General features: G+C 65.0%; 16 protein-coding genes. 10 read left to right on the plus strand and 6 right to left on the minus strand.

All coding sequences use genetic code 11. The features are described 5' to 3' along the window. The first annotated feature begins 56 nt into the window (after nucleotides 1–56). The 3 genes from DFR72_RS30365 to fxlM all read left to right on the plus strand — a co-directional run bounded on the left by DFR72_RS30365 (nucleotide 57) and on the right by fxlM (nucleotide 5,514). A complete protein-coding gene (locus DFR72_RS30365; RefSeq protein WP_211335583.1) occupies nucleotides 57–3,068 on the plus strand; it encodes a lantibiotic dehydratase in 3,012 nt (1,003 codons plus the stop codon). Beyond that, complete coding sequence (locus DFR72_RS30370) at nucleotides 3,065–4,249, plus strand: lanthionine synthetase C family protein (RefSeq protein WP_090069428.1); 1,185 nt, start codon at nucleotides 3,065–3,067, stop codon at nucleotides 4,247–4,249. The genes DFR72_RS30365 and DFR72_RS30370 overlap by 4 nt, the downstream gene beginning before the upstream one ends. A 71-nt stretch (nucleotides 4,250–4,320) precedes the next feature. Continuing rightward, a complete protein-coding gene (fxlM, locus tag DFR72_RS30375) occupies nucleotides 4,321–5,514 on the plus strand; it encodes a methyltransferase, FxLD system (protein WP_090069430.1) in 1,194 nt (397 codons plus the stop codon). 241 nt (nucleotides 5,515–5,755) lie between these two features. Here the strand turns inward: fxlM and DFR72_RS30380 are convergent, their stop codons facing one another. Further along, nucleotides 5,756–7,006, minus strand: a complete 1,251-nt coding sequence (locus DFR72_RS30380) for a DNA cytosine methyltransferase (protein WP_342768687.1) — start codon at nucleotides 7,004–7,006, stop codon at nucleotides 5,756–5,758. 90 nt (nucleotides 7,007–7,096) lie between these two features. Beyond that, a complete protein-coding gene (locus DFR72_RS30385) occupies nucleotides 7,097–7,567 on the minus strand; it encodes a very short patch repair endonuclease (RefSeq protein WP_256239459.1) in 471 nt (156 codons plus the stop codon). Nucleotides 7,568–8,257: 690 nt separating this feature from the next. Between DFR72_RS30385 and DFR72_RS30390 the strand changes: the two genes are divergently transcribed. The 5 genes from DFR72_RS30390 (at nucleotide 8,258) to drmB (ending at nucleotide 17,558) form a co-directional block, all read left to right on the plus strand. Continuing rightward, nucleotides 8,258–9,031: a hypothetical protein gene (locus tag DFR72_RS30390; protein ID WP_143086859.1), complete on the plus strand. Its 774-nt coding sequence runs from the start codon at nucleotides 8,258–8,260 to the stop codon at nucleotides 9,029–9,031. A gap of 320 nt (nucleotides 9,032–9,351) precedes the next feature. Next, a complete protein-coding gene (locus DFR72_RS45085) occupies nucleotides 9,352–10,536 on the plus strand; it encodes a hypothetical protein (RefSeq protein WP_143086860.1) in 1,185 nt (394 codons plus the stop codon). Then, entirely contained in the window at nucleotides 10,533–12,224 is a 1,692-nt protein-coding gene (locus DFR72_RS30400; protein ID WP_170176456.1) for a nuclease-related domain-containing DEAD/DEAH box helicase, read from the plus strand. The genes DFR72_RS45085 and DFR72_RS30400 overlap by 4 nt, the downstream gene beginning before the upstream one ends. Beyond that, complete coding sequence (locus tag DFR72_RS30405) at nucleotides 12,217–15,684, plus strand: helicase-related protein (RefSeq protein WP_090069438.1); 3,468 nt, start codon at nucleotides 12,217–12,219, stop codon at nucleotides 15,682–15,684. The genes DFR72_RS30400 and DFR72_RS30405 overlap by 8 nt, the downstream gene beginning before the upstream one ends. A gap of 8 nt (nucleotides 15,685–15,692) precedes the next feature. Further along, nucleotides 15,693–17,558 carry a DUF1998 domain-containing protein gene (gene drmB, locus DFR72_RS30410; RefSeq protein ID WP_211335584.1) on the plus strand — a complete coding sequence of 622 codons (1,866 nt, stop codon included), beginning with the start codon at nucleotides 15,693–15,695 and terminating at the stop codon, nucleotides 17,556–17,558. 70 nt (nucleotides 17,559–17,628) lie between these two features. Here the strand turns inward: drmB and DFR72_RS30415 are convergent, their stop codons facing one another. From DFR72_RS30415 to DFR72_RS30430, 4 genes are all read right to left on the minus strand, one after another. Beyond that, entirely contained in the window at nucleotides 17,629–18,579 is a 951-nt protein-coding gene (locus DFR72_RS30415; RefSeq protein WP_090069440.1) for a hypothetical protein, read from the minus strand. Beyond that, nucleotides 18,576–19,202, minus strand: coding sequence for a helix-turn-helix domain-containing protein (locus DFR72_RS30420; protein ID WP_090069442.1), 627 nt, complete (start codon nucleotides 19,200–19,202; stop codon nucleotides 18,576–18,578). The genes DFR72_RS30415 and DFR72_RS30420 overlap by 4 nt, the downstream gene beginning before the upstream one ends. Next, a complete protein-coding gene (locus tag DFR72_RS30425) occupies nucleotides 19,199–19,504 on the minus strand; it encodes a hypothetical protein (RefSeq protein ID WP_090069444.1) in 306 nt (101 codons plus the stop codon). Before DFR72_RS30425 ends, DFR72_RS30420 begins: the two co-directional genes overlap by 4 nt. Nucleotides 19,505–20,297: 793 nt before the next feature. Continuing rightward, entirely contained in the window at nucleotides 20,298–21,395 is a 1,098-nt protein-coding gene (locus DFR72_RS30430; protein ID WP_090069446.1) for a hypothetical protein, read from the minus strand. Between the two features lie 152 nt (nucleotides 21,396–21,547). Between DFR72_RS30430 and DFR72_RS30435 the strand changes: the two genes are divergently transcribed. Then, a complete protein-coding gene (locus DFR72_RS30435; RefSeq protein WP_090069448.1) occupies nucleotides 21,548–24,262 on the plus strand; it encodes an AfsR/SARP family transcriptional regulator in 2,715 nt (904 codons plus the stop codon). Between the two features lie 115 nt (nucleotides 24,263–24,377). Next, nucleotides 24,378–26,348: an N-6 DNA methylase gene (locus DFR72_RS30440; RefSeq protein ID WP_090069450.1), complete on the plus strand. Its 1,971-nt coding sequence runs from the start codon at nucleotides 24,378–24,380 to the stop codon at nucleotides 26,346–26,348. The last annotated feature ends 19 nt before the right edge of the window (nucleotides 26,349–26,367 follow it).

A 26,367-nucleotide genomic window follows, 5' to 3' on the forward strand; every position in this document is an offset into this window, starting at 1 on the left:
AGGACAGGATGAGTACTCGGAAGAGCGCGTGGACCTACAGGCACCGCGGAATTGCCTTGCTTCGCGCCGCGGCAGTCCCGCTTCACCAACTGCCCGCACAGTGGCCAGACCTGTCCGACACCCAGGCGTGCCGCGAATGGCTGCTGGAGATGTCGACGCACACCGAACTCGCCGACGCGATCGGCCATGCGAGCCCAGGCCTTGCCGCTCAGCTGCTGACCGACACCATTGAGTCCAAGCAGGTTCGGCGCGTCACCCTGTCCGTGATCCGCTACCTGCTACGCATCACTGGTCGCCACACCCCGTTCGGCTTGTTCGCGGGAGTCGCGCCGGTCGCTGTTGGTGGACCAGCCACTGAGAGTCGATGGGGTTCAGAACACCACGTCTTCGCTCGCGTCGATGCGGTGTGGCTCGCAGATCTCATCGACCGACTTGAAGCGTGCCCGGAGTTGCTGCGCCAGCTCGACGTCGCGTTCACCAATCTCGCGACCACTCGTGGCGGGCGATTGGAAGTCCCGCAGGGCCCCAAAACGGCGACCGCACGCAACACCCGTGCCCTGCAAGCGGTCCAGAATGCTGCAAGCACACCCATCCACGTTGCTGACCTCATTGACAAGCTGGCCGCAGAGTTTCCGGATGTAGAGCTCGACACCATCAGCGCCATGCTCACAACTCTTGTGGGCCAAGGTTTTCTCACCACCAACCTGCGAGCGCCGCTGACCGTCACCGACTCCCTTAGCTACCTGGTTGATCGCCTGCGCACCGCCAACGCCGGCGCGATTCCTTCTATAACAGCGATCCTCGTCGAGCTGGAGCGAGTGCAGGAAGACCTGCGCAGCCACAACCAACCCGGCACAGACCAGGCGGCGCAGCGCGACCTGCGGGAGGCATTGACCGGACGGATGCGGACACTGTCGACGGCCGGGCGCGTCCCACTGTCTCTCGACCTCCGCTTGGACGCCGAAGTACGGCTTCCCGAACAGCTTGCGCACGAGGTCGAGCAGGCTGCCAGCGTGCTGGCGCGCCTGTCGAACCAGCCGACCGGGAACCCGGTCTGGCGAGACTTCTACATCGCGTTCTGCGAACGCTTCGGCACCGGTGCTCTCGTGCCGCTGGCCGACGTTGTCGACCCGGATGCAGGACTTGGCCTGCCACACACCTATCCCGGCAGTGTCCTGCAGCCGCCATCTGAAGGTTCGTCCGAACGCGAGCAGAAGCTTCTCGCACTTTCTTGGACCGCGTGGGCCGATGGTACCGGCGAGATCGTCCTCACCGAGGACACCATCACCGCGCTCACCGTGGGCGACCCTGCCACGCAGCGGCGGATCCCTGCACACGTCGAGCTCGCAGCCCGCGTGCACGCAGCCAGCGCGGACGCTCTGCGCCGCGGGGAATACACCTTCACCGTCGCACCCGCCCGGTCAGCTGGAACGTTCACCTCGCGCTTCGCCACCATCGCGTCCGACTGCGGGCTGGAGCACCTGTACGCGGACGCTCCTGCCAGCGTCAGCGGCGCGCTGCCGGTGCAGTTGTCGTTCCCGCCGATCTACGCGACTGGTGAGAACGTCTGCCGGGTCCCTGCCTATCTGCCTCACCTGCTGTCCCTGGGAGAACACCGGGCACAGCACCCCGAACAACGGGTGATCGCACCCGGCGACCTTGCGATCATTGCGACCCGCGACGGGCTGCACCTGGTCAGTCTCTCCATGGGGAGGCTGATCGAGCCCCAGGTCTTTCATGCACTCGCCCTGGACAAGCAGGCGCCGCCACTGGCCCGATTCCTCGCCAATCTCACCCGCGCGCTGGGAGCCACGTGGCACGAGTTCGACTGGGGCTCGCACGCTCAGCAACTGCCGGTGCTGCCGCGTGTACGGCACGGCCGCGCGGTACTCAGCCCTGCCCGTTGGCGGCTCGACGCCACAGACCTTCCCACCAGCCTCGACGATGACCAGTGGACGGCGCGCCTCGGTCAGTGGCGTCGCCGGTGGCGATGCCCTGCCACGGTGGAACTACGCGACGCCGACCGCTCCTTGCGACTCACTCTTGATGAACCAGCCCACGTGGCGATTCTTCACACCCACCTACGCAAGCACGGCCACGCCATGCTGCTCGAAGCTGCCCCCGCGGAGGCGTTCGGATGGGCGGGCGGCCACGTTCACGAGATCGCCGTGCCCCTGTTCTCCACCCAGCCGCAGACACCATCGCCACCGGTTGCGAGCAGGCCCGTGCTGACCAACGGCGGCCACGGCCAGCCGCCAGGGGCAGTGAACAGCACCTGGCTCTATGCCAAGGTCTTCACCCACCCCGACCGAATCAACGAGATCATCGCCGACCGGATCCCACACCTTCTACAGGCGATTGGCTCCGAGACCCGCTGGTGGTTCGTGCGCTACCGCAGCCCGCATGAAACCGACCACATTCGCCTCCGCCTGGCCACCTCTGATCGTGACGCCTATGCCCGCAGCCTGGCTGCGCTCGGCGACTGGGGACAGCAACTCCGCGTTGACGGCGTCGCCGGCCGCCTAGCTGCCGACACCTACCTGCCGGAGATCGGCCGCTACGGTTGCGGCGCGAAGATGACCGCCGCTGAGAACGTGTTCGCCGCCGACTCTGCCGCTGTGGCCGCTCAGTTGAGGCACGACTCGATCCTGGGTGCTGGTACCGCCGTCGGACTTCTACTCGGTCTGGTGGACATCGTGGCCGGGTTCTTCGGTGACCAGACCGCCGCGATGACCTGGCTTCGCACCCGGCCCGTCCTTCCAGGCACGGTCCCAGCTGACCGCGCCGTGCTCTCGGACGCGATCCGCCTCGTCCAGGGCGATGTCGACGACCGGCCTGGATGGACCGGACAAGTCGCCGAGACCTGGGCACGACGCGCCGCCGCGCTTGCCGCGTACCGGACGCAACTATCAGCCGACACCGATACCGACGCCGTTTTGGAATCTTTGTTGCACATGCACCACAACCGTGCAGCCGGCATCGACCGTGACGCTGATAAGGCAACGCGGCGCATGGCACGGCACCTCGCGCAGGCCGTCCACGCCCGTCAGCCGGAGACCAGCCGATGAACCTCGCTGAACTCGACCTTCCACCGGGCGACGCCGCGCCGGGCTGGGGCCAGTCGTTGTCCACTGGTGCAGCCGGAATCACCCTGCTGCACCTGGAGAACGTGCACACAGGTGCGGGTGACTGGAGCGTGGCTCACCAGTGGGCTCGTGCCATGATCCGCGACTCAGTGACCGCCGACCCTGACACTGCGGGGCTCTTCCGAGGAGTACCTGCTGTCGCGTTCACTCTGCACTCGGCGCGGCAACCCGCCTACGCCGAAGTTCTTCGCGTACTCGACGAGCACATCGCCGCGATCACGCGCCACCGGCTGTGCCAGGCACACGACCGCATCGACCGCGGACAGCTTCCACGGCTTCGAGAGTTCGACCTGATGAGCGGACTCACTGGCCTCGGCGTCGGGCTGCTACACCGAGACCGTCACCCCGAGCTGCTGCGTGATGTCCTCGCCTACCTGGTGCGGCTCACCGAGCCGATCACCACCAACGGCGAGCACCTGCCTGGATGGTGGAGCGAGGACAGTCCCAGCGGGCAGCCTTCCAAGGACTGGCCTGGCGGCCACGCCAACTTCGGGATCGCGCACGGAGTTGCCGGGCCGCTGGCGCTGCTGGCAACCGCACGCAGGCGAGGAATTGCGGTTGCCGGACAGACCGAGGCGATCAGCCACATCACCCGCTGGCTCGACCGCTGGCGCAATGGCACCGGCTACGACGCCTGGTGGCCGGGCATGATCTCCCGCGCCGAATGGCACGACCAGACGCTGCGGCAATCGGGACCACAACGCCCGTCCTGGTGCTACGGCACCCCAGGACTCGCACGGGCACAACAACTCGCGGCGATCGCGCTCGACAACTCAACACGGCAGCGCGCAGCCGAAGATGCCCTCGCCGGATGTATCAGCGACGAGAAACAACTCGCGCTGCTGAGCGATCTGTCGCTCTGTCATGGCTGGGCCGGGCTTCTGCAGGCCACCCGCCGCACGGCCGCCGATGCCATCGACGATCGCCTCACCGAGCAGGTACCCGCACTGCATTCACGGTTGACCAAGCACCTGAACTACTACGGCCAATCCGCCGAGCCCGGCCTGCTGGAAGGCGCCGCCGGAGTGCTGCTCGCACTGCACGCGACTACAACCTCAGACCTCGTCACCCGATGGGATGCCTGCCTGCTGCTGGAGGGCTGACCCGCAGCTCAGAACCCGCTCTTGACCAATCGCAACCCGCTACCATCCGGCCGCCCGCACAGAAGGAAACGATGAACGCCACCACCGACACCACGCCCGAGGCGCTGCGCGCCGCCATGGTCGACCGCATCAAGAAGGCCGGCCACGCCCGAACCCCCGCGGTGGAACAGGTGCTCCGCACCATTCCCCGTCACCTCTTCGTCCCGGAGGCGACCACCGAGGACGCGTACGCCAACGTCGCAGTGATCACCAAGCGCGATGACGACGGCACTCCGCTCAGCTGCGCCTCCGTGCCCACCGTGGTCGCCATGCAGCTCGACCAGCTCGACGTCCAGCCCGGCCACAACGTCCTCGAGATCGGCGCCGGAACCGGCTACAACGCCGCCCTCCTGGCAGAGCTCGCTGGCCCGGCTGGTCACGTTACGACTGTCGACATCGACCCCGAAGTCACTGCGGAGGCTCGGCGAGCGCTCGACGAGAACGACTTCCCGCAGGTGGAGGTGATCACCAGGGACGGTTCGCTCGGGGCATCCGAGAACGCTTCCTACGACCGGATCGTCGTCACTGTCGGCGCGTTCGACATCCCGGCCGCCTGGCGCGACCAGCTCAAGCCCGGCGGCCGGCTCATTGTGCCGCTGCGTTGGCGAGGTCAGACACGCAGTGTCGCCTTCGTTCGCGACGGGGAGGTGTTGCGCTCGGACTCGGTGCGGTTGTGCGGCTTCGTGCCCATGATCGGCCAGGACAACGAGGTGTCCGGCAACCTCGACGCCGCCGGGCACGTAACCCTGTATTGGGATTCCGACCAGGACATCCCCCTCGCTGACCTCTACGGCGTGCTCAGCCAGCCCAAAACGCCTGTCTGGTCCGGCGTCACCGTTGGAGGAGAAGAGCCCTTCGATGCCATCTGGCTGCGTATGACGGGGGCGGAGCCGGGTACCTGCCGAATTGCCGCCGACGCCACCGCGGTCGCTGAGAACCTCTGCAATCCAGCGATCCGTGATCGCAGCCCTGCTCTTGTCGAGGGCAGCTCGCTGGCTTACCTAACTTACTGCCGGGTCGATGGCGGCGCGGAGCTCGGCGCGATCGGCCACGGGCCAGCCGCTCAGCAGCTCGCGAAGCGGCTGTGCGATCAGATTCGCGCGTGGGGCAACGTCCGTACCGCTGAATCCACAATCATGGCCTACCCAGCTAATCAGCCTCACGACCAACTCGACATGGGCTTGGTCATCGCGAAGCGTTGGACCAGCCTGACTGTTTCGACGTGATCAGCGCCAGCATTTCGCCCTGGTGTGCCTGCTGAGCTTTTGGCCAGTTCTTGGGTAAAGCGGCCCGACAACAAGAAGGGCGCCGCGAACACGGATTGTGCAGGCTGTGTTCGCGGTGACCGCTGTGAAAGGATTCGTTGTTCAGGTCTGATCTAGGCGCACTTAAGGGTATAGGCGAATTTCGTTCGCCCGGGTAATCAGGCGTTTTATGCTGCTGGTCATCCTTTGGTATTGGATGCTATTAGCTGTTGGTCGGGGTCGAAAACCTTTTAGGTGGTTGCCGAGGGCGCGGCTTCCGGTTGCCCTGCGCCTCCCCGCTATTCAAGCGGGATATTGCACCAGTCGCTACAGCGGCTAGCGCACGTGCCATGAGCGGTGGGACGGCGTTACCTACCTGCTTGAGCATCTGCCACTCGCTCGATTTAAACACGAACCCGTCGTGGAACGATTGCAGGCGCGCTGCTTCGCGTACAGTGATCCAGCGGGGTAGCCACGGATGAACCCACTCGGACATGTCCCTGTGCATCTGCGCGAGGATTGTATGCGATGGTTTGTCAGGGTGGAGGCGGCGCCACTTCTCCGCACGTGTACCCGACCAAATCTCTGGCTCTAGAGTTTTGCCGTTGGCGCCAGGTTTCAGGCCCTCAATCAGTTCACGGCGGCGGGCCAGCATTCCTTTGGTGTGATGGTTGTAGAGGAGTGCTGGCAGCTCGCCTAGAGCTTCCACCTTGCGCTCACGGGAGTAACGCAGGCCGTCACGGTCAAGCCGATATTCCCGCCCCGCCCTGGTGACCCGTCTTCCTGACGGGTATGGGAGCGGCCCGTCGTCTTCTGATACGTCTGCAGGCAGGTCTCTTAGCAGCTGACCCACCGTCGGCGTTGGCGCGCGCTCGCACTCTAGGCTCTTGACAAGAAAGTCGTGCGCGTCCATGCCGAGGTCGTGTGTGTCGTGTACGCCGAAAAAGATCGCACGACGACGCAATTGCGCGACTCCGTAGTCGCTCGCGGCGACGACCGCCACGCCCGCGTTTGAATAACCAGCCAAGGAAAGTGCTGCCAACACGTCGTCCTTGAAGCGGCCACCGGCTAGTAGCAGCATGTTCGGAACGTTCTCCATCAGGAACACCTTGGGCTGTAACGTAGTCAGGACTCTGACGAACTCCAGATAGAGGGTGTTGCGAGGATCGTCGACCGCCCTCGGTCCGATCTGGCTGAATCCCTGACAGGGCGGTCCGCCGAAGATGAGGTCCGTCGGCGTGTCGATAAGGTGGCGGAAGCGTGACCGCTCCTGCTGCCACGCAAGCGAGTCGTCGCGCAGAAAGTCGCAGGCATCGCCGTGGAAGAGCGGAACATCGGGGAAGTTGTGCCGGTAGGTCTCCACTGCGTACCGGTCCAACTCGACGGCGGCACGGACCTCAAACCCGGCTAGGCGCACCCCTTCACAGAAGCCGCCGCATCCGGAGAATAGGGAAACAGCGCGCAAGGGGGCCAACGTTTCTCCTCAAGTCTCGCCATGAACCGCAGGCGAAGGCGTGTGCGTCGCCGAAGTATACGCGATTGCTCTCCGATTTAAAATCGCTGTTCATGAAGTCTGCGAACCGGAGGTACCGCGGTCGCGTGCATCTGCCACGGTGCGCACTACGGTGGCAGCGGCGATGGGAGGCTCCTCGTGCTCCCAGACGCGAACGACTGTCCAGCCTGCATTTTGCAGTATCGAGTCGGTCTCCTGATCCCGCATCTGGTTGCCGGAGATTTTGTTCGTCCAGTAGGTAGTGTTGGTCCGCGGGACACGGTAGTGCTGCGGGCAGCCATGCCAGAAACAGCCATCTACGAAGACCGCGACTCGTGCCTTTGTGAATACGATGTCAGCAGTACGGCGTACCTGAGCAACGGGCCGAGTGCATACGCGGAACCTCAAGCCCTTCGCATGCAGCAAGGAACGGATGGCCTTCTCTGGCCTGGTGTCCCTGCTCCGGCAGCCCAGCATCGTCCGCCGGATGGCGTCGCTCGACGCCCAGCTCTCGCGGGGGCGAGACAATTGATCAACCTCCACAGCCGTGCGGGTGCGGCCACGATCCTAGGGCAGCTTATGTGGCCGCTGCCTGTGCTCTCAGAGGGCGGGTGTGCGGTAGACGGCGTCACCTCGGCGCCGCCTTCCGCACTGTGGAGTCAGACTGCGGGCCCTATGACCTTCGGCTGCAGGAGGCGTGGAATAAGCAAGCCTGGACTTGTATCGTTTCGGCATCGATTAGTGCAGATACATCGTGTGCTGAGTCTACGGCTTACGGGCGTGCCGCTCGGCCAAATGGGTGATTTTCGTGGCAATATCGGCTGGTCTCGCTGTCATTGATCTTTCGTATGGCTTCACAGGGTGATCAAGTGCAGTTGTAGTGGCTGTAATTGGTGTAGCGAACTCCGGGTCGTTGGCGATCACTCGGAGGTGAGCGGTTTGCTTGACTATGACCTCGCTGGTGTTCGCGGTTTGCGGAGCTCCCAAGCCGTCGCTGCCCGTGGGAGCCGTCGTATAGGCAGGGAGGAGGCGGGCCAGACGGTGGAGCGTGCCGCCAGGTCCCTTCTCACCATCTGCGATGAGTCGGGAAACGAGCAGCCCTCGCCGACGTGGATGGACTCATGGCAGATGCTCGGGGCACGAATGGCAAGAACCATCGCTGGCTACGTACCAAGCAGGTTTCGCAAGGTAGTCGTAGCGGTCACAACGCCGACACGCGAGTACGCAGCCGTCATGGCTGCGCTTGGCATGGTGCGCGTCTCGTATCGAGACCGGGTTCTTCCTGGCGGCGAAGAAAACTTCCGCCGCTTGGCCGCCCTGCCGCCGCGCACAATGGTGCGAGCTGTCATGTCTGGCGGGGGGAAGGTCGAAGTCGGTCCGGTGATGGGCACGGACCCCAGAGGCAACCTGAGGTTCGGTCGGAAGTCATTGAAGCCATCACACTGCGCCGACATCACTTTGGCCCCGTGGGCATCCCATGACTATCGAGAACGTAAGTACGACATTGCCTATGACGCCGCCTTGATCCGCAACATGGTGCCCTCCGCGCGGCCTGAACTGTTCGCCACGGAAGGACGAACCGCCTGTGTGGTTATGGGCCCGACCGGCGACCTAGAGGAGGAGCTAAAGCTGCGCGTCGCCAGGCCCGGTGACGGCGCTCGGCTCGGCCCTGTCTACGAGATCCTCAGACCGTTCGACATGTACAAGGCACGAGGCTGGCACAGCGTGATCTGTGGGACGCAGTCATTCGATTGGCCTCTCCCGGCTGCGGAGAAGGGGCGACGCCTGCTCATCCTTGACGGTGCTGCGGCGGTGAACCGCTGGGTCGGTAACATCCACGACGCCGACGTTGTGCTCGCGCTCGTGCATCGCAGCGACTCCTCGGCGGCCGCTGCGGCAGAGGCTGTGCTTAACCAGCGACGCAGCGCGTTGCGGTTGGATTTGCGCGAGATCGACTGGACCCCATCGCCGACGGTGGAAGTTGTCGCATTCGGGGAGCCCGCATGAGCAGGCTGGCGAGTGCGGTAGCCAAATACCATGCAGCTGCGGGTCTTGGGGTCGGCAGGCTCGTTGTCGATGATCCAATCGTGCGCAAGGTTTGTGCGATTGTCTCGACGTTTGTTACCCGCGTGGATGATCGTGGTCGGCCACCTGTGTGGGCAGAGGCGAGGAATGCCGCCGTCGCGCTGCGGTGGCTTCTGCTTACCCGGCCACTTGGCCCACCAGGCGGATCGCAAGGCCTGAACCTGGCGTTGGGCGTTCTGCGTAACCAGGCTCGATGCCTTGAAGAGCGGGTGGACCCGGCTCTGTTGGAACTGTTGCGGCGCGTGGTCGAGGTAGTCAAAGGACTGGACCATACGCAGGACAGGCTCGGCGAGTTGGTCATCTCCGCTGCACAGGGCGCAAGTGGAGGTGTCTGTGTCGTCTCGTCCGGGCTATCTGCCCGGCAGGAAGCCCAGCGGGTACTAGGGCCGCGACTTCCAGGGGTTGTGTTCCTAGGGCCTCGCCAGTTCTTGAACGGGCCAGTGTGGAGTCGAGCGGTAGTCGTCGGCATCTCGTCGTGGTACGCCGACGAGCTCTTTACAGCTCCGCGGTGCGTTGAGCTCAGGCTGGTTCACCACGCCTGGCTGCGGGATAGGGCCAGAGCCTATGGGCTGTTCTCATCGGCTGAAGCCACCGGAATGCAATTTACGTTACCCGCGCAGAGCGCCACCGATATTGCATCGGACAGCATCAGACCGCCGGAGGAAACGGTTGATTGGTCGGTGGTGGAGCCAGTTGGAGGCAAGCCCAGGGACAACGATCCTTCCGACGACGTCCCAGCGAGACTGGTCGTGCTGGCTGGTGGATACGGCTTTTACTTGGACGCTGACGCCGGCACCATCCGCGGCATCGACCCAGGCGGGGCAGCTGGTCACTGGGTCCGGCAGCTTCCGGCCTCTGACCTCGGCGCAGGAAGCATTGTGATGCTACGCAAGGGGTTTAGTGAGCGCGACACCTTGTTGCCCAGGATCCGCGCCATTCTCGGTAACGAGGAAGAGGGTGTGCGCAGGCTGCAGGAGCTCTGGAAGAGCGCCCTGCGCCGGCGCCTCGCAGAAGGCGCACTGCCCACCCTCCAACGCGCGCTCGACATGCCTCGACTCACCCACGCCTACGCCTCGTACTGGGCTGGCAGGAACTGCATTAGTCCGCGCCAGCCGGTTTTCGGAACACTGCTGGCGTATCTCGGCATCGACAGCATCCAGTCGTGCATTAGCGCGGCCAGGAAGCTTTACTCCGCTCACCACAAGGCTGGCCAGCAGCTAGTCAAGGAACTAGGAGCCAGCGTTGACGACACCGTCGTACGCAGACTGGAGACCGAGAACTCGGTGACTCTCTCAGTGGGCAGCGGTGTCAGCTCACTTCAGATCACGCTGTTCAAAGTCGTGGCAGTCTCGCCCGACGTGACTACAGTGCCGGCGGCCGTCCTACGTACTGCCCTGAAGCTCAGAGGTGCCGAATGGCTCGCATGATCCCCTCGATCTTTGACCAGGAGATGTCCAGTCCAGGTGAACTTCGACTCTTCGAGCGATTCCAGAGCGCGCCAGACACCGACGACTGGACCGTACTCCACTCGCTTGAACTTGCTGATCATCCGAGTCAGGTTTGCGGCGAAGTCGACTTCGTCGTCGTCGTGCCACAGCTCGGTGTCTTATGCATAGAGGTTAAGGCCCACAAGCGGATCGCACGGGACGTCGACGGCAACTGGCTCCTCGGCCGCCAACGGCCGACTCCACGCAGCCCGTTCAAACAGGCAGATGACCAGATGCGAAGCATCATGGACTTTCTCCGTAAGTCCGACCCCAGCCTTGCAAACGTGCCGGTGCTATGCGCGGTCTGGTTCACCAACTGTCGTGCACAACTGCCGCCCAGCGTGGAATGGCACGACTGGCAACTGCTCGACCAGGATCACGTGGCACGCCCTATCGCCGCCACGGTCGTCGAGGTCCTGACAAAAGGGCGTTTGCACCTCGTGCAAAAAGCAAGGGGCATCCGACTAGAAGGCCCGGACCAGCGAACGTGCGACAGAGTAGTTCACACCCTAAGGCCTGAGTTCGAACTCGCAGCTTCCGTCGAATCACTGCGGAGCAGACGCGCACAGCACGTACTCCGCTTTACTGAGGACCAGTACGACGCGTTGGACACCATGGAACGCGAACCCCGAGTGTTGTTCACGGGCGCAGCTGGTACTGGCAAGACATTCCTTGCACTTGAGGAGGCGCGGAGAAACGTCGTCCGAGGCAGATCGGTCCTGCTCATCTGCTACAACAGGCTTTTGTCCGAATGGCTGAAGGGGGTCGTCCCGGAAGGCGTTCGAGTCGAAACGTTGCATGCTCTCATGCGCCGGGAAGCGGGCGCACGCCCTGCCGACGACGCACCTGCGACGTGGTGGAGTCAAGAACTTCCAGAGCTGGCGCTCGAGGCAATGCTTGACAGTACCGCTCCGCCGACCGATGTACTCCTCGTCGATGAGGCGCAGGACCTTATGGATCCGGGCTACCTCGACGTTCTTGATCTCACGTTGAAAGGTGGTCTGTCGTCCGGGACGTGGCGCATGTTCGGTGACTTCGAGCGCCAAGCGATCTTCGGAAACACCGCCGGACGGGTTGGTTTGCGCTCGCGTGCCGCAGGTATGGTCGAAGCACTTCTCGGACGCAACTGTCGAAATACGCCGCGGGTCGGCCGCATGGCGGCAATCCTCGCTGGCCTGGAGCCGGGGTATCAGGGGTTCCGCCGGCCCGATGACGGGGTCAACGTTGCGTTCTTGCTCTACGCGAGCGCGAGCGACCAGGAACGGCTCTTGCTGACTCAGTTGAAGAGACTCTACCAGGATGGCTATGAAGCTGATGACATCGTCATCCTGTCGGCCAAGGCAAATGGTGCTGCAGCAAGCAGTCAGGATGTTGCCCTTGCCCGGCGGCTGGCTCCTTTCGGGGATGCGACGCCCCAACGCGTGCGGTACTGCACAGTGCAAGCCTTTAAAGGACTTGACGCCCCTGCTGTGATCATCACGGACATCGAGAGTCTGGAAGGGCGCTCGTCGCAAGACCTCCTTTACATCGCCATGACTCGGAGCACGGGTCCTCTCTGCCTCCTTGTGAGTCGCAGCGTAGGGCCGACGATCGTAGATCTCATCACGAGAGGAGCCACCGATGCCTGACTTCGTTCAATCCCGAGATCGAGTCGAGGCAGCGCTGGTTGCCGAGCTCGTCGGCCCGAAACCGGCCGGGAAGCCACTCGACACATCGGCCGCGCTCCGGTTCGCCAGCTGGGAGCAGGCGCGTGGTCCGTGGCACGACCAGTCAACCGGCGAGGAAATCCTCACCGAGGCGGGGCCTGCCACACGCTACGGAGTTGGAGTCCTATTCAACGCGCAGCCGTCCGCAGGGAACGGCACACGTGAGGACGAGGACCAGGTTGGCGAGGACGAGATTCCGGATGACAAGCGCATGCCCGAAACAGACTTCGCAAAGCTGAGCGCCAGCATTGCGGATTCATTGCAGAGCGCGAACACCAAGTCGGCCGACGACGACGACTTCGACCTGGGTAGCGCCAACACCTACAGGCCTAGTTCAATGGGAGTTACCTGCAGGGTCAGGCTTCCTGCGGGCAGCCGTGTGGAAGTCGTGGGCGCGTTCGGGCGCTACAGAGAGCTGCCGGTCAGCATCGGCACGGCTGAGCGATCTTGGTACCGGCGCGAGCGGGTCACAGCTCGTGCGGTTTTCACAGCTGCTGATCTCACTGCGCACTCTGGTCGGCGGACGGTCCATGAAGACACCTCGGCAGGTGAGCGGTCGGGCGACGAAGGCCTCAACATTGGCGTCGCCGCGTACAGCAGGCCGATGGATGATGACACCGGCGACCGCCTCGTCACGTTCTACGTCGAGAACCGAACCCCAGGACGGAAAGATCTTGCCAGCCTGTTCCAGAGTAAGTTCAAGGTCGTTGCCCAGGACGGGGCGGTGATCTTGCCCTACAGGTCAGCCGGGGACGACTTCTCCGATGACCCAGAAAAGGCAAGCATTGCAATGCTTTACCGTCACCACGAGATGTACGCGGTCGGACACGGCTGTGCTGCGGACTGGGGCGGCGACATCGACGGCAACGGTGTCGCCTGGGTTGAGGCAGCGGTCCTGCCGACATTCGAAGCACCCAGTATCACATCGGTGATCAAAAGTCCGGCTGGCGATGATCTGACTGTTGACATGCGCGTGCTCGCGGACGACTGTCGTATGCAGGATGCTCGTCGGCAAATCGGTGGCCTTCTAGACGCGTACGAGTCGTGGATAGCCAGCCGGCGTGCGGAGATCGCGACATTGCCTCAGCAGATGAGGGAGACTGCACGCAGCCACCTGATCGAGTGCGAAGTAGCCCTGCAACGGATGCGGGTGGGCTGGCAGATGGTGCAAGCGGCTCCTCAAGTGAGGAAGGCTTTCCAGCTCGCCAATCGAGCGATGCTCACCCAGCAGGCGCGATCGAGTAGCTCGATCCGGAAGGCGGAGCTCGACCCGGACGGGAACTTCGTCTTCGCGGGCAGCCCGCCGACGTCGGAGCCAGACAGTGACCGCGGTTTCTGGAGGCCGTTCCAGATTGCCTTTTTTCTCGCAGTCTTGGAGTCGGTGTCCGACCGCGGCAGCGAGCACAGGGACACCGTCGAGCTGATCTTCTTCCCTACTGGCGGTGGAAAGACCGAGGCCTACCTGGCCGTCGCGGCGTTTAGCATGTTTCTGCGGCGCCTGCGCGACAACGGCGATGTCGGTACAGAAGTCCTCATGCGCTACACCCTGAGGCTTCTCACCACCCAGCAGTTCCTCAGGGCGTCAGCACTTATGTGTGCTATAGAGGAGCTCAGAGAGCGCACACCAGAGCTCGGCGACAGTGAGTTTTCCATCGGGATCTGGGTAGGAAGTGCCAGTACTCCGAACAACCGCAAGGAGGCCACCGCAAAGCTCGAGAGGCTGTCAGGAGGCGGTGAGAACCCTTTCCTCCTACTGCGCTGCCCCTGGTGCAATGCGGCATTCGGCGCGATCCGAGATCAGCAGGCCGGCCGCCGAAAGAAGTACGCCGTATCAGGCTACCGCAAGATCGGTCGAAGCGTGCGCTTCCAGTGCTCGGATGTCACCTGTCGCTTCTCCCGGAAGCCACTGCCGGTTCACGTCGTGGACGATGACCTATACGCAGCACGACCAACTCTCGTCATCGGGACGATTGACAAGTTTGCACTGCTTGCCTGGAAGCCTGAAGCGCGAGCGCTGTTCGGCATCGATAGCGACGGTCGGCGCGCTGCATCGCCTCCAGGGCTGATCATCCAGGATGAGCTGCACCTTATCTCGGGTCCGCTTGGGTCGATGTCCGGGCTATACGAGGCTGTGATCGAAAACCTCTGTACGGAGAGCGGGCTTTCCTCGGGAAAGCCGAAGATCGTGGCTTCGACCGCGACCATCCGCCGATATAGAGAACAGGTCCGGAACCTCTATGGACGCAAAGAGACCCGACTTTTTCCGCCACACGGCTTGACGGCAGATAACTCCTTCTTCGCGACGTGGGCACGAAATGAGGACGGAAGCTTGCGACGCGGTCGCAAGTACGTCGGTGTTCATGGTCCAGGGCTGGGATCCATGCAGACCGCGCAGGTGCGGACTGCATCGGCGCTTCTTCAGGCGCCCATGGAACTGACCCATGACGAGCGCGATCCATGGTGGACGTGCCTGACGTTTTTCAACAGTTTGCGAGAGCTGGGCAACACACTGACATTGTTCCAGGCCGATATTCCGACGTATCTAGGTGGCGTCAACAATCGCGACGGTCTCGACCGAACGCGGCAGCGGTGGCCTCGTCGTCCGCTCGAACTGACGAGCCGGCTGAGGAACGATGAGGTACCGCGGGCCATTGCGGACCTGGAGATCCGCCTCGGAGAACAGGGGTGTGTCGACGTGTGCCTCGCCTCCAACATCATCGAGGTTGGTATCGACATTGATCGCCTATCGCTGATGACGGTGGTCGGCCAGCCGAAGACCACTTCTCAGTACATTCAGGTAACCGGTCGGGTCGGTAGGCGGTGGGAGGAACGTCCGGGGCTTGTGGTGACGCTCTATGGTGCCGCCAAGCCACGTGACCGCTCGCATTATGAGCGCTTCCGCACCTACCACGAGCGGCTGTATGCCCAGGTTGAACCGACCAGCGTGACACCGTTCGCGCTTCCCGTGCTGGAGAGGGCGGTCCACGCAGCGCTGGTGGCGTATGTACGGCAGCGAGGGCCCCAGAACCTCAAGCCCTATCCGGTGCCGATCGACGTGATCAACGAGGCTGCCGAATTACTGCGACAGCGCGCTCAATGCCTCGACGGAGTCGACCTCAGCGATCTCGACAAGATCCTTCAGAGGCGAATTGGTCAGTGGGAGCACTGGGAACGGACCAAGTGGGATGCTAACCCTGAGTATGGCGACCCCAGCAACGGCCTCATCCGCTATCCAGGCACGTCAGTAGAGGAGAAGGTGCGCGGACGAACGTGGGAGATACCCACATCCATGCGAAATGTTGACGCGAACTGCAGGATCGAAGTGACGTCGTGCTACGCCTACAGGCCTGGCAGTGACTCGGACGGCGGTGTTGACCAATGAGGCGGGCGATGGAAGGGGCCATCCGGCGCTCCCAGCTCATCGCACCTTTTGGCGTCGGATCGATGAGTGTCCTCGCGAACGGCACGTCGGTGATTGGTGCTGGACTGGATCACTGGTTCGCTAAGCCGGAGCACAGTGATCTGGATCTGTCGGAGTTCGAGCTGAGCGAGTGGCGTCTGCAGCAGCGGTTGAAGGTCAGTAAGTTTCGTCTACCGCCGGACTTTCGCGTGCGTGAATCGTCTGGGACTCATCCGGTCAACGTTGGCCTCACGGTGCCATTTCTCCGTTTTCCGACATGGAGCTTCTGTCCTTTCTCTGGCTGTAAAAGGCTTACGCAACATCCACTTTCGCTGCAGGAGAAACCGGCGTGCGACGCGCAGGTCCATGCGAACCAGAAGTATGAGAGCCTTATGGTGCAGGTATCGTTCGTAGCTATTTGTGAGAACGGGCACATTACGGACTTCCCGTGGCGTGAATGGGTTCACCGGGATGTCGGCCCCACCTGTCGCGGCGAGTTGAAGCTCATATCGACCGGAGGCGGAACACTCGAGGGGCAGCGCGTTGAATGCGACTGTGGAGTCAAGCCACGAACCCTGCGAGACGTAACGATGGTCAACCCGGACGGCTCGTCCCGCCTTACCAGCAATCTCCAGCCTGGAGAACAGTTCCCGTGTCAGGGACTCATGCCATGGCATGGTGCCCACAGCTCGCAAGCCTGCGGTGCACCGATTCGGGCGAGTCTGCGGGGAGCATCCAACGTCTACTTCGCGCAGGTGGCCAGCTCGATCTATCTCCCTCAGCACACGACGGGCGTCCAGGATGCACTCGACGTGCTGCACCAGCCAACCGTCGGCTCTGTCGTGAGCGCGCTTCTGGACGTGGGCCAGGAAGTGACTCCAGAGATGGTGAGGAAGTACGCCGGTCCACAGAGCGCGGGCATGTCCGACGACGACATCCGAGCAGCGCTCCGTGAGCTTGAACGGGAGAAGGCGGCCGAGGGCCACACGGACGGCGCGGACATTGGAGAGCAGGAGTTTCGCCGCCCAGAGTTTCAGATGCTGCGCGCAAAAAGCTCGAATGAGTCGCTGCGCATCAGCACCGTTGACCGCGACGCCTATGACGACGACCTCGACGAGTGGCTGGACCGTGTCACACTTGTCGACCGCCTCCGCGAGACCCGTGTGCTTTGGGGATTTTCCAGGGTCTATCCCCGACCACCGACGCGCGAGGCAGGCAAGGCGATGCTGCGCGCCAAGCCGGTTGACTACTCCGACCAGTGGCTGCCGGCCTACGAGGTCTATGGGGAGGGGATCTATTTAGAGTTTGACGCCGAAAAGCTCGCAGAATGGGAGTCACGACCCAGCGTCGCCAGGCGGGTCGCGAAGCTCGTTCAGCAGAGTACGGCCGCCGTGCGTGGCGACACGCGAACGGGGCCGCTGACGGCTCGGATGATAATGATCCACACCTTCGCGCACCTGCTGGTTAATCAGTTGGTGTTTGAGTGCGGGTACAGCTCCGCCGCGCTCCGTGAGCGGCTTTTCGTATCACAGGCCCCCGATGCCATGGCCGGATTGCTCGTCTATACGGCGTCCGGAGACTCTGAGGGAACTATGGGTGGGTTGGTTCGTATGGGAGAGCCTGGTCGCTTGGAACCTGTGTTGCGCGCGGCCCGGGAGAACGCAGCCTGGTGCGCGTCAGATCCGGTGTGTATGGATGTCGGGGATTCGGGACAGGGACCGGAGTCCTGCAACCTCGCGGCATGCCACAGCTGCGCCCTACTCCCTGAGACGGCGTGCGAGGAATTCAATCGCTTTCTCGACAGAGCGATGCTCGTTGGCACGATGAGCGATCCGAAAGTCGGGTTTTTCAGCTAAGAGCGCAGCGCCGCGTTGGGGTCGGCGAGCAATCTGACGCTGTGGTGCCACGCTCGCCTCCATTGCTTGGTCACGTTGTGCCCTCTGAACGAAGGGCATCACGGACCGCACGAGCGATGTCCGTGCCACATTGCAAGGCCGCTCGCAGGCGGGTGGCAGACGGCGTGATGGGCAGCCTTCCATCGGCGATCAGCTGTCGTGCGTGCTTCACCAGTAGGGCAGTACGAACATCGGTAGGCTGCTTGGTCATGGACGGCCCGTCAGGAATGTTTTGCCTGTACCCGGCAGGAGTAGGTCCTACGGTGAGGAGGCCGTGATCGAGGCTGGCGAACGCGGTCCAGATGATTGGCATGACGGTGACGGCGCCGATAGCGACCAACGGGCCGATGGCATGAGCCAGGAGCTGCATTGGCTCGAAGCGGTCGCCCTGCCACGGGGCGTATGGCCAGATGTTGAGCGTCAGTGTCACCGCCAGGGCGCCGATCTCCACCGCGGTCAAGTGTCGGTGCTTCAACGTATGGCCATGTGCTGCGAGGTACGCCTTGGCCGCCACCACGACCAGCAGAACGGCCGAGATCATCGGCTCGACCGCCCATGCTCCCCACCAAGCAGCGTCCCGCTCGATCATGGTGCGGGTGAGCGTGTGGTGTACCCCGGTCGTGGACCAACCGAGCGCACCAACGAGAGCGGTCAGCGCGACAGCGGTCAACGAGAGGCGAACTCGTGCTGCCTGCCAGGCTCGTGCGGCCGGGTTTTGGGCGAGAGCATGCAGCCGGGCCGCCTCTGCGGCGCGCTTCCGAGTACGCCGAACGCGATCGGTGTCGACCATTAGCGGTGCGTTGTCAGCCTGGAGCGTCAGCAAGGCGTGGGCTTCGTCGACTTCGGCACGCAGCTCTCGGACTCGCTTGGTGACTGCGACCTCGGCGATCGAGGCTTGACCAGCTACGTACTTCTCCACCTGCGCCACTGCGCGCTCCATCTCGTCATCGCTTGGGTCGGGCATCGGAATGGCGGTGCTCATCGGGTGCCTCCGAACCGCCGTGGAGCGCAGCGAGGGCAAGGAGTCGAGTTCGTGTGGTCTATGTCGGTCCAGATCACGCGGGCGGAGATTGGGTCGCCGGGACGGGCGTCGCATTGTCCGCATTCCGGCTGTGCCGTCGAGGGCCCAGCGGGCGCGCTCGACAACGGACGGTTTCTTGGACGGTTAAAGGATGTTTCGGGCGTCGTGTTGACGCCCCGACCGGTTGATGCTGACGCCCCCAAGGGCCTCTGCTGACGCCCCTCGCTGGTCGATGGGGCGTCATCCTGGCGCCCGTCCTCGGAACCTGTGGACTGCCGGGCGGACAGGACGAGGTTGTAGACCTGTGGCCGCGAGTTGGCTTCCTCGATGTGGGCGTCCCGCACGCGGGTGTTGCCTTTGCGGACCAGGCCCAGCTCTTCCAGCGACCGCAGCGAGCGCTGGACGGTCCGTCGGGATAGGCGGGTGTAGCGCATCATCCGCTCGACCGAAGGGAACGCGTCACGGCCATCAGGGCCGGCGTGGTTAGCGAGCGCGATCAGAGTGATCGCCAGCGTCGACCCGTCCTTGCGGTCGGCGGGGATGGGAGCGTGGTTGAGCGCCCAGTTGATCGCCTCGATGCTCACCTGTCACCGTCCACGGCGCGGGCACGGTAGAAGAGGCTGGCGACCGTGCCGATCACGGACGTGTCCCAGCCCGCCAGCCACTCGACGATCCGGTGGTCGTGTGCGCCTAGCTCGATGCCGTCCAGTGCTTCAAGAAGCGCGGCGACTTGGTCAGCGCGGTTGCGGGCACGCCAATCATCGTTGGTCTCGCCAGGGCGGTGATCGTCAGGCTGCTGGCTCTCCACGTTGAACGGCGGCCGGATGCGTCGCGGCTCGTGGTGAAGCGGTGTCAGGACAACGGTTGAAGGGATGGTGTTGCTCATGGACAAGGCCTCTGGTGGTCAGGCCCCGTCTCACACGCGTCTCACAGACCGGTGGGACGAGGCGGGACTGGAGGCCCTGCCCTGGACTTTCATCAGACTCGACCAGCCGAAATGGACTGTCAGGATGGCTGCGGACACCCGTTGTCCCCTGGGGGTCAAGGGGTCGCAGGTTCAAATCCTGTCGTCCCGACGGCCAAGAGGGCTTTTGCAGGTCAGACACTGCGGAAGCCCTCTTTTTGTGATCTTGCCGAGTTTTGCCGGGTCGAGCACGCCGCTCATCGACCCCTTTACTCCTCAATTTGAGCCTTATAGTTCACCTGAGTGCGGTATCACCCAGGGCCAACGTCAAGCCTTTGTGTTAGCGGTGGGAGCTCTTGGACACCTTTACTGGTGCCATGCTCCGAGTAGTTGGGTCGTCGAAGTCTCGACGGCATCCTTCACCGACGGTTCGTGGTGGCGCCGGGAGTTCGGCGCGTGCAGGGTTGAAGGTTCCGGAACGCCCGTTGACGTACGTCGTGAGATGGCGTGATATGCGCGGACGGCGTACGCGCCGGCCGACCTGTCGGAACAGTCGTGTCGCTGACCGCCGAGCGTCCGGCCACAATGGACCCGATGCCGGCGCCGGGAAAGGCGCCGACTGCAGATCCATTGTGACGAAAACCATCGGTCGCTATCGGTCGCCGGTGCTCCCTTCATCTTCGCCTCCGCCGGCTTCGTCGCCGAGCAGGAGCACGTACGAGGTAGTGCGCGTCACGAGTTCCCTCCTTCCTGGAGCAGTCGCCGAATACGGGGATCAGACCGGCAGCCCGAGCAGACGCGCAGCCAGCCTCCTGAGCAGCACTGAGGACCTCAGCGGCGCGGAGGTGATCGCCTCGGCCGACGTTCCGGTGGCGGGCACGAGACCCAGATGCCGGAACGCGGTGAGCACCGGCGGGACCGCGAGATCCGTGCCGGTGCCCCTGGGAACCGGCACGCGCGCGAGCAGCACGGGCTTGCCGAGTGCCACGGCGTAGGAGGTGGCGACGCCGTGGTCACCGATCACGTAGTCGGACACCGCAGCGAGGGGACGCCAGTCCTGTTGCGGCGGGACGAGCTCGAGACCGTCCCGCGCTGCGCTGGCCGTCCACGTCCGGACTTGCCGGACGCCGTGGCCGGTCCACACGTCCGGGTGCAACGAGCAGAACACACGGTCGCCTCGCCGGAGCCCGACTCGGCTGATCGACTCCACTGCTCGCGGCGACCAGCCGAGCAGTGATCGCGGCCCCCTGGACGAGAGCAGGAGACCCACGCGGTCGTCCGCAGTCAGTTCGAGCTGTGCGCGGAGCGCGGCCCGCATGCCCGTCAGCCTCATGAGGAGGTCGAAGGTCGGATCGCCCACGGTCGTCGCGTGCCGCCCCACGTCCGGAGACGTCCGGCGCAACAGGTCGAGATCGCTATGTCGCGGCACACCGATCACGAATGGAGATCGCCGTGCTCCGGCAGGGCGGTCCAGCAGCCGGCGCACGGCGGTGATCGCATCGCGGCCGTGGTGGTCGACCGGCCGCCCGTCCACGCCGAGCGACGCGAGCAGCAACAACGGTCCGCTGAGCTGGTCCACGCTCGTCGCCGAGGTGGAGACGACGAGGTCGAACCTGTCCTTGACCGCTTGCTGCCAGGGCGTCGTCAGCGCCCCTGTGCGCTCGAGAAACTCCTCCACGCCGTTGCTAGGGCCGGGAGGGGTCGTGAACACGACCTGGACTCCCGGAATGGTCTCGATCGCGGCAATGGCGTCGGACAGGCGCTTGCCCGAGCCGACGCCGTGCGCGACGGCCAGCACCACACGGGTGATGTCACGGGTGTGCCCGACGCCTCCGCCGGTGCCGTGCGGTACCGCCCACGTCTCTGTCGTCATTCGTGGCTCCACTTTCGACTCGGTTTCGACGTGGAAAGCGTCGCCTGCCCGTGTTGGCCCGTTGTTGGCTCGATGTTGGCCGGATGGCGGCCGGAACCAACAACGGCGCGTTGCGCCGGTGCGGTGCGGGATCAGTGATTCACTAGGTTTCGATGAACGCAGGTGGCGCCCAGATGCAGTTCCTCGGTCCTCCGCGGGTGCTCGTCGGCGGTCTGCCGGTCGACCTGCAACGGCGTCCGGTGGAGGTGCTGGCGTTCGTGGCCCTGTCCGAGGGGTTGTGCGTCGGCTATCCACGGCTCTGCGACGCGTTCGGTGCCACGAGCAGCACGATCCGGGGCCACGCGCACGAGCTGCGCAAGGTGCTGGGACCGGAGGTCATCCCCCCTCGGGGCGGAGGTCTCCGGCTCAGGATCGAGCTCGAGCGGATCGACGTGGTCAGGTACGAGTCGTTGCTCGCTTCCACCAGGTTCCTTGAGGGCGAGGACAAGCTGCCGGCGCTGCGTGAAGCACTCGGCCTCTGGCGTCCGGGACGCCTCTTTCCCGACTGCGAACCGCTGGCCTCACACGCCGACCGGCTCGACGAGAGCAGGCGGACCGCACATCTGAAGCTGGTGGACGCGGAGATCCGGTGCGGCGAACCGCACTCGGCCGTGGCGTCCGCCGAGCGGGCACGCGAGCTGTGGCCGGTCGACGAGGCCGTGTGCGAGGCGCTCTTCCGGGCGTTGGCGGCGGCGGGACGTGGCTGTGAGATCGACGCGGCCTTCCACCGCTACGCCGCCGACGCGCAGCGCGAAGGCCTTGTGGTGCGGGGCGGAGTCAGGGCGGCGGCTCGCGACTACCAGCGCGCGGGGAAGCCCGTGACCGCCAAGCCCTACTCCGCGCCGTACCAGTTGCCGCCGTTCGCCACGGCGCTGCGCGGACGCGATGACGAACTGGAACGACTGAACGTTCTGCTGCGCGACGACGTCCAGCCAACCCAGGTGGTGACGATCACCGGGCCGGCCGGCGCGGGGAAGACCGCGCTGGCGGTGGGCTGGGCGACGCGGACAGCCGGCCGGTTCGCCGACGGGAGCCTTCACGTCGACCTCGCGGGCTTCTCCGGCCGCACGCCGCTGCTGCCGGAAGAGGTCCTGGCCACGTTCGTGCGCGCGTTCGGCCTCGATCCGGTGGGCTGGGCGATCGGAGACCTGATCTCCGCGTACCGCTCACTCCTCCGCGAGCGTTCCGTTCTGGTGGTGCTGGACAACGCCGCGAGCTACGAGCAGGTGAAGGACCTGATCGCGGTAGGCCCGGCCGCCAGGACGATCATCACCAGCAGGTCGGCGCTGCACATCCCCGGAGCCTGCGAGGTCACACTGACGCCGCTGTCTGCGCACGTCGGCCTGCGCCTGCTGGCCGACCTGATCGGTGAGGACCGCGTCCGTGCCGAACCGTCCGCGGCGGAACAACTCGTGACCAGGTGCGGAGCGCTACCGCTGGCTCTCAGGATCGTCGCGGCGAGGACGTCGTTGCGCGCGACGCACAGCCTGCGCACGATCCTCGGCGAACTGTGCGAGGCCGGCGCGATCCTCAAGATCAGGACAGCGAGCCAGCCGAGCCTCCGGGAGGCGTTTGCCTGGTCGTACCGCGTGTTGAACCGCGACGCGGCGAAGGTGTCGCACGTCATCGCCCTGCACCCCGGCGGCGCGGTGAGCACGGAGGTCATCGCGCACCTGGCGGGACTTCCGGTGTGTGACGTGGCGGAGGCGCTCGACGAACTGCTCGGCGCTCACATCGTTCACCCGGCGCGGGGCAACAGGTTCGCGGTGCACGACATGATCCGCGAGTACGCGCTCGACGAGGTCGAGACGTCCGAGCCCGAGTTCGCGGCCGGGGTGCGTGAGGCGCTGCTGAAGTACCTTCTGTGGTCTGCCGTGCGCTGCGACCAGGTGCTCGGCTCAGGGCGCGTGCTGCCCGCCGGCGAACCGGAGAGCGACGTGCCGTTGCCGTGCCCCGCGACGCGCGAGGAGGCGACGGCCTGGCTGCTCGCCGAGCACGAGGCGTTCAAGACCGTGCTGGAGGCGCCGGAGTTCGCCGCGTGGCAGTCCTTCCGCTGGCTGCTGCCGGCCGCGCTGTGCGCGTTCCACACGCGGTCCGGCCTCTGGGGCGTCTCGGAGCAGCTTCTCGGCGCCGCGTTGGAGGTCGACAAGTCGTACCTGGGGCACGAGGAGGCACGCTTTCAGGCCGTGAACCACCGGCTGATGGGACTGGTGCTTCGCAAGCTCGGGAAGCGCGAGCTCGCGAAGCACCACCTGCGCCAGTCCGTCCGCCTGGCCGAAGAAGCCGGCGCGCGACTCGAGGTAGCGCACGCGCACCAGCTCTTCGCCGTCGTCCACGAGGACCAGCGGCAGTGGGACGACGTGCTGGCTCATTGCGCCGCCGCCCTGCCGATCTACGAAGAGCTGGAGGACTTCCGCGGTATCGCCCACGTCCTCAACGCGATGGTCAGCGCCGACCTCGCGGCGGGAAGGCTGGAGCGTGCGGCGGCACGGGGAGCCGAAGCTCTCGCGGCGATCGCGCTGGTGCGGGACGACTACGGCAAGGCGTCGATCCACCGCAACGTCCTGCGCGTGCACCGGGAGGCGGGCGCGTGGGCCGACATGGTGGAGCACGGTGAGGCCGCGGCGTTGCTCTACCGCGCGGACTCCCCGGCAAACGAGGCCCGCGTGCTCGTGCCGGTGGCGGAGGCGTACCGCTGGCTGGGCAAGGACGGCGATGCGCGGGTCGCCGCGGAACGAGCGAGAGCGCTTCTCCTCGCCCTGCCCCATCGCAGAGCAGGGGACGAGGCGGCGCTGACCCGGCTGGTCTCGGTGATGTCCGGGAGCTGAGCGGTCCTGTCCTGTGTGGATGTCCGCGCTGACGCCCCTGCGCTTTCGGTCACGTCCGCTGTGTACAGCGTCAACACATTGACTAACATCGGTTGTGTCTACAGGAGGTGCGGCAGTGGTCGACGGAGGCGGTACGCCGGTCACCGTGACCTTGGCCGAGATCGCCCGCATCGCGGGGGTGAGCAGGGCCGCGGTCGGGAACTGGCGTCGACGCCGTCACAGCTTTCCCGTTCCCGTGCGGGGATCGGACAGCAGTCCGCTCTTCGAGCTCGCCGCGGTCGAGAAGTGGTTGCGCGAGAACGGCAAACTGGCCGACACGGATCATCGCGAGCTGTTGTGGCCCCGGCTCGAAGCACTGGGGGAGCGCGAGGGTGCCGGGTTGGTCGTCGCCGCGGCGGGCATGCGTGCGGCCGGTGTCGAGCTGGAGACCCCGGATCTGAGTGCGGCGCAAGAACAACTCGCGTCCGAACTGCTGTCCTTGATCGTCGCGGACGGTGCGCCCACCTTCGAGTTCTTTCTCCGGCGATGGCAGCAGGCGAATGCCCGGCAGCTCAGCTCCACGCCGCCCCCGCTCGCGCGGCTCATTGTGGAGATGGCCGAGATCGAGCGGGGCGCGGCACCGGTCACCGTGCTCGACCCGGCGTGCGGGAACGGCGAACTGCTCGCCGCCGCGACAGAACGCTGGGAAACCGAGGAGCTGAAGGTTCTCGGCCAGGAAAGGGATCCGGTCCTCAAAGCCCTGGCGGCGGCGAGAACGGCCCTCATGCGGCGGGGATCGCGGAACGCGGTCGTGCGACCCGGTGACGCACTGCGGGCTGACGCCCATGCGGACGCACGGGCTGACGTGGTGGTGTGCAGTCCTCCGTTCAACGACAGGGCCTGGGGACACGAAGAACTCGCGACCGATCCCCGCTGGGTGCACGGCCTTCCGCCCCGCACCGAGCCGGAGCTCGCCTGGGTGGAGCACGTGCTCGCGCGGATGGCGCCGGGCGGAACCGGTGTCCTCCTGCTGCCGCCGGCGGTGGCCTCACGACGGGCAGGGCGCGGGATCCGCTCCAGTCTTGTTCGGACCGGAGCACTGCGGGCGGTGATCGCGCTTCCCGTCGGAGCGGCGTCGCCGTACAGCTTGTCCTTGCACCTCTGGGTGTTGCGCACGCCGGCCGCGGATCACCGCGGCGAGGACGAGGTCGCTTTCGTCGACGCTTCCCGGATCGGTGCGACGAGGTCCTCTGTGGACTGGTCCTTGGTGCGCAGGCACGTGCTGAACGGGTTGTCCGGCAGGAACGGTAGGGCGGTCCCAGTGGTCGACCTGCTCGACTCCGAAGTGGACCTGACTCCGGGCAGACACGTGCCGACGCGTTCAGAGTCGGTCGTGACTGAGCCGGAGTGGAGCTCGTTCGGGCACGTGCTCGCCTCCCTGACCGAGATGTGGAACGAGTTCTCGGACCTGGAGATCGCTGAACCGGCGGGAGCTGAACGGGCGACGACGACCGTGGGCGACCTCCAGCGCGCGGGTGCCCTGACCATCGTGTCCGGCCAGGCGCTTCCCGACAGCCTGCCGAGGAGCAGAAGCCCGGAGCCGGGCGCGGTCCAGGTGCTGCTCGTCGCCGATTTGCTGGCGGGTAGCGAGCCGACGACGTGGCTCGCCGAGGACGTCGTACGGGCGGCGCACGAGGCGGGCGAGATCGTCCTGGCCGAGGAGAACGACGTCGTGGTCGCGGCCCTGTCGCGTCGGCCGGCGGTGCGAGTGGTCGCCGACACCACGTTCGTGCTCGGGCCCCAGCACTTCGCGCTCCGCCCTGACCTGTCGATGGTCGACCCCTGGTTCGTCGCCGGCTGTCTGCGGGCCCCCTCGAACGTACGCCAGGCGGGGTCGCACTCGTCCGCCGCGTCGCGGGTCGACGTGCGGAAGTTGCGGCTGTTGAACCTCACGCTCGCCGAGCAGCGGCGGTCCGGCGAGCTCGCGAAGAACGTCGAGGCGTTCGAGCAGCTTCTCCGCGACGCGAGGAAGAAGGGCGAGGAACTCGTGAAGGGCCTCGGCGAAGCCCTGTTCACTGGGACCCTTCACGAGATCGACCGCTCCTGACCGGCGCGCCGGACGATGT

The sequence above is a fragment of the Lentzea flaviverrucosa genome, assembly GCF_003350445.1.
Taxonomy (GTDB): Bacteria; Actinomycetota; Actinomycetes; order Mycobacteriales; family Pseudonocardiaceae; genus Lentzea; species Lentzea californiensis.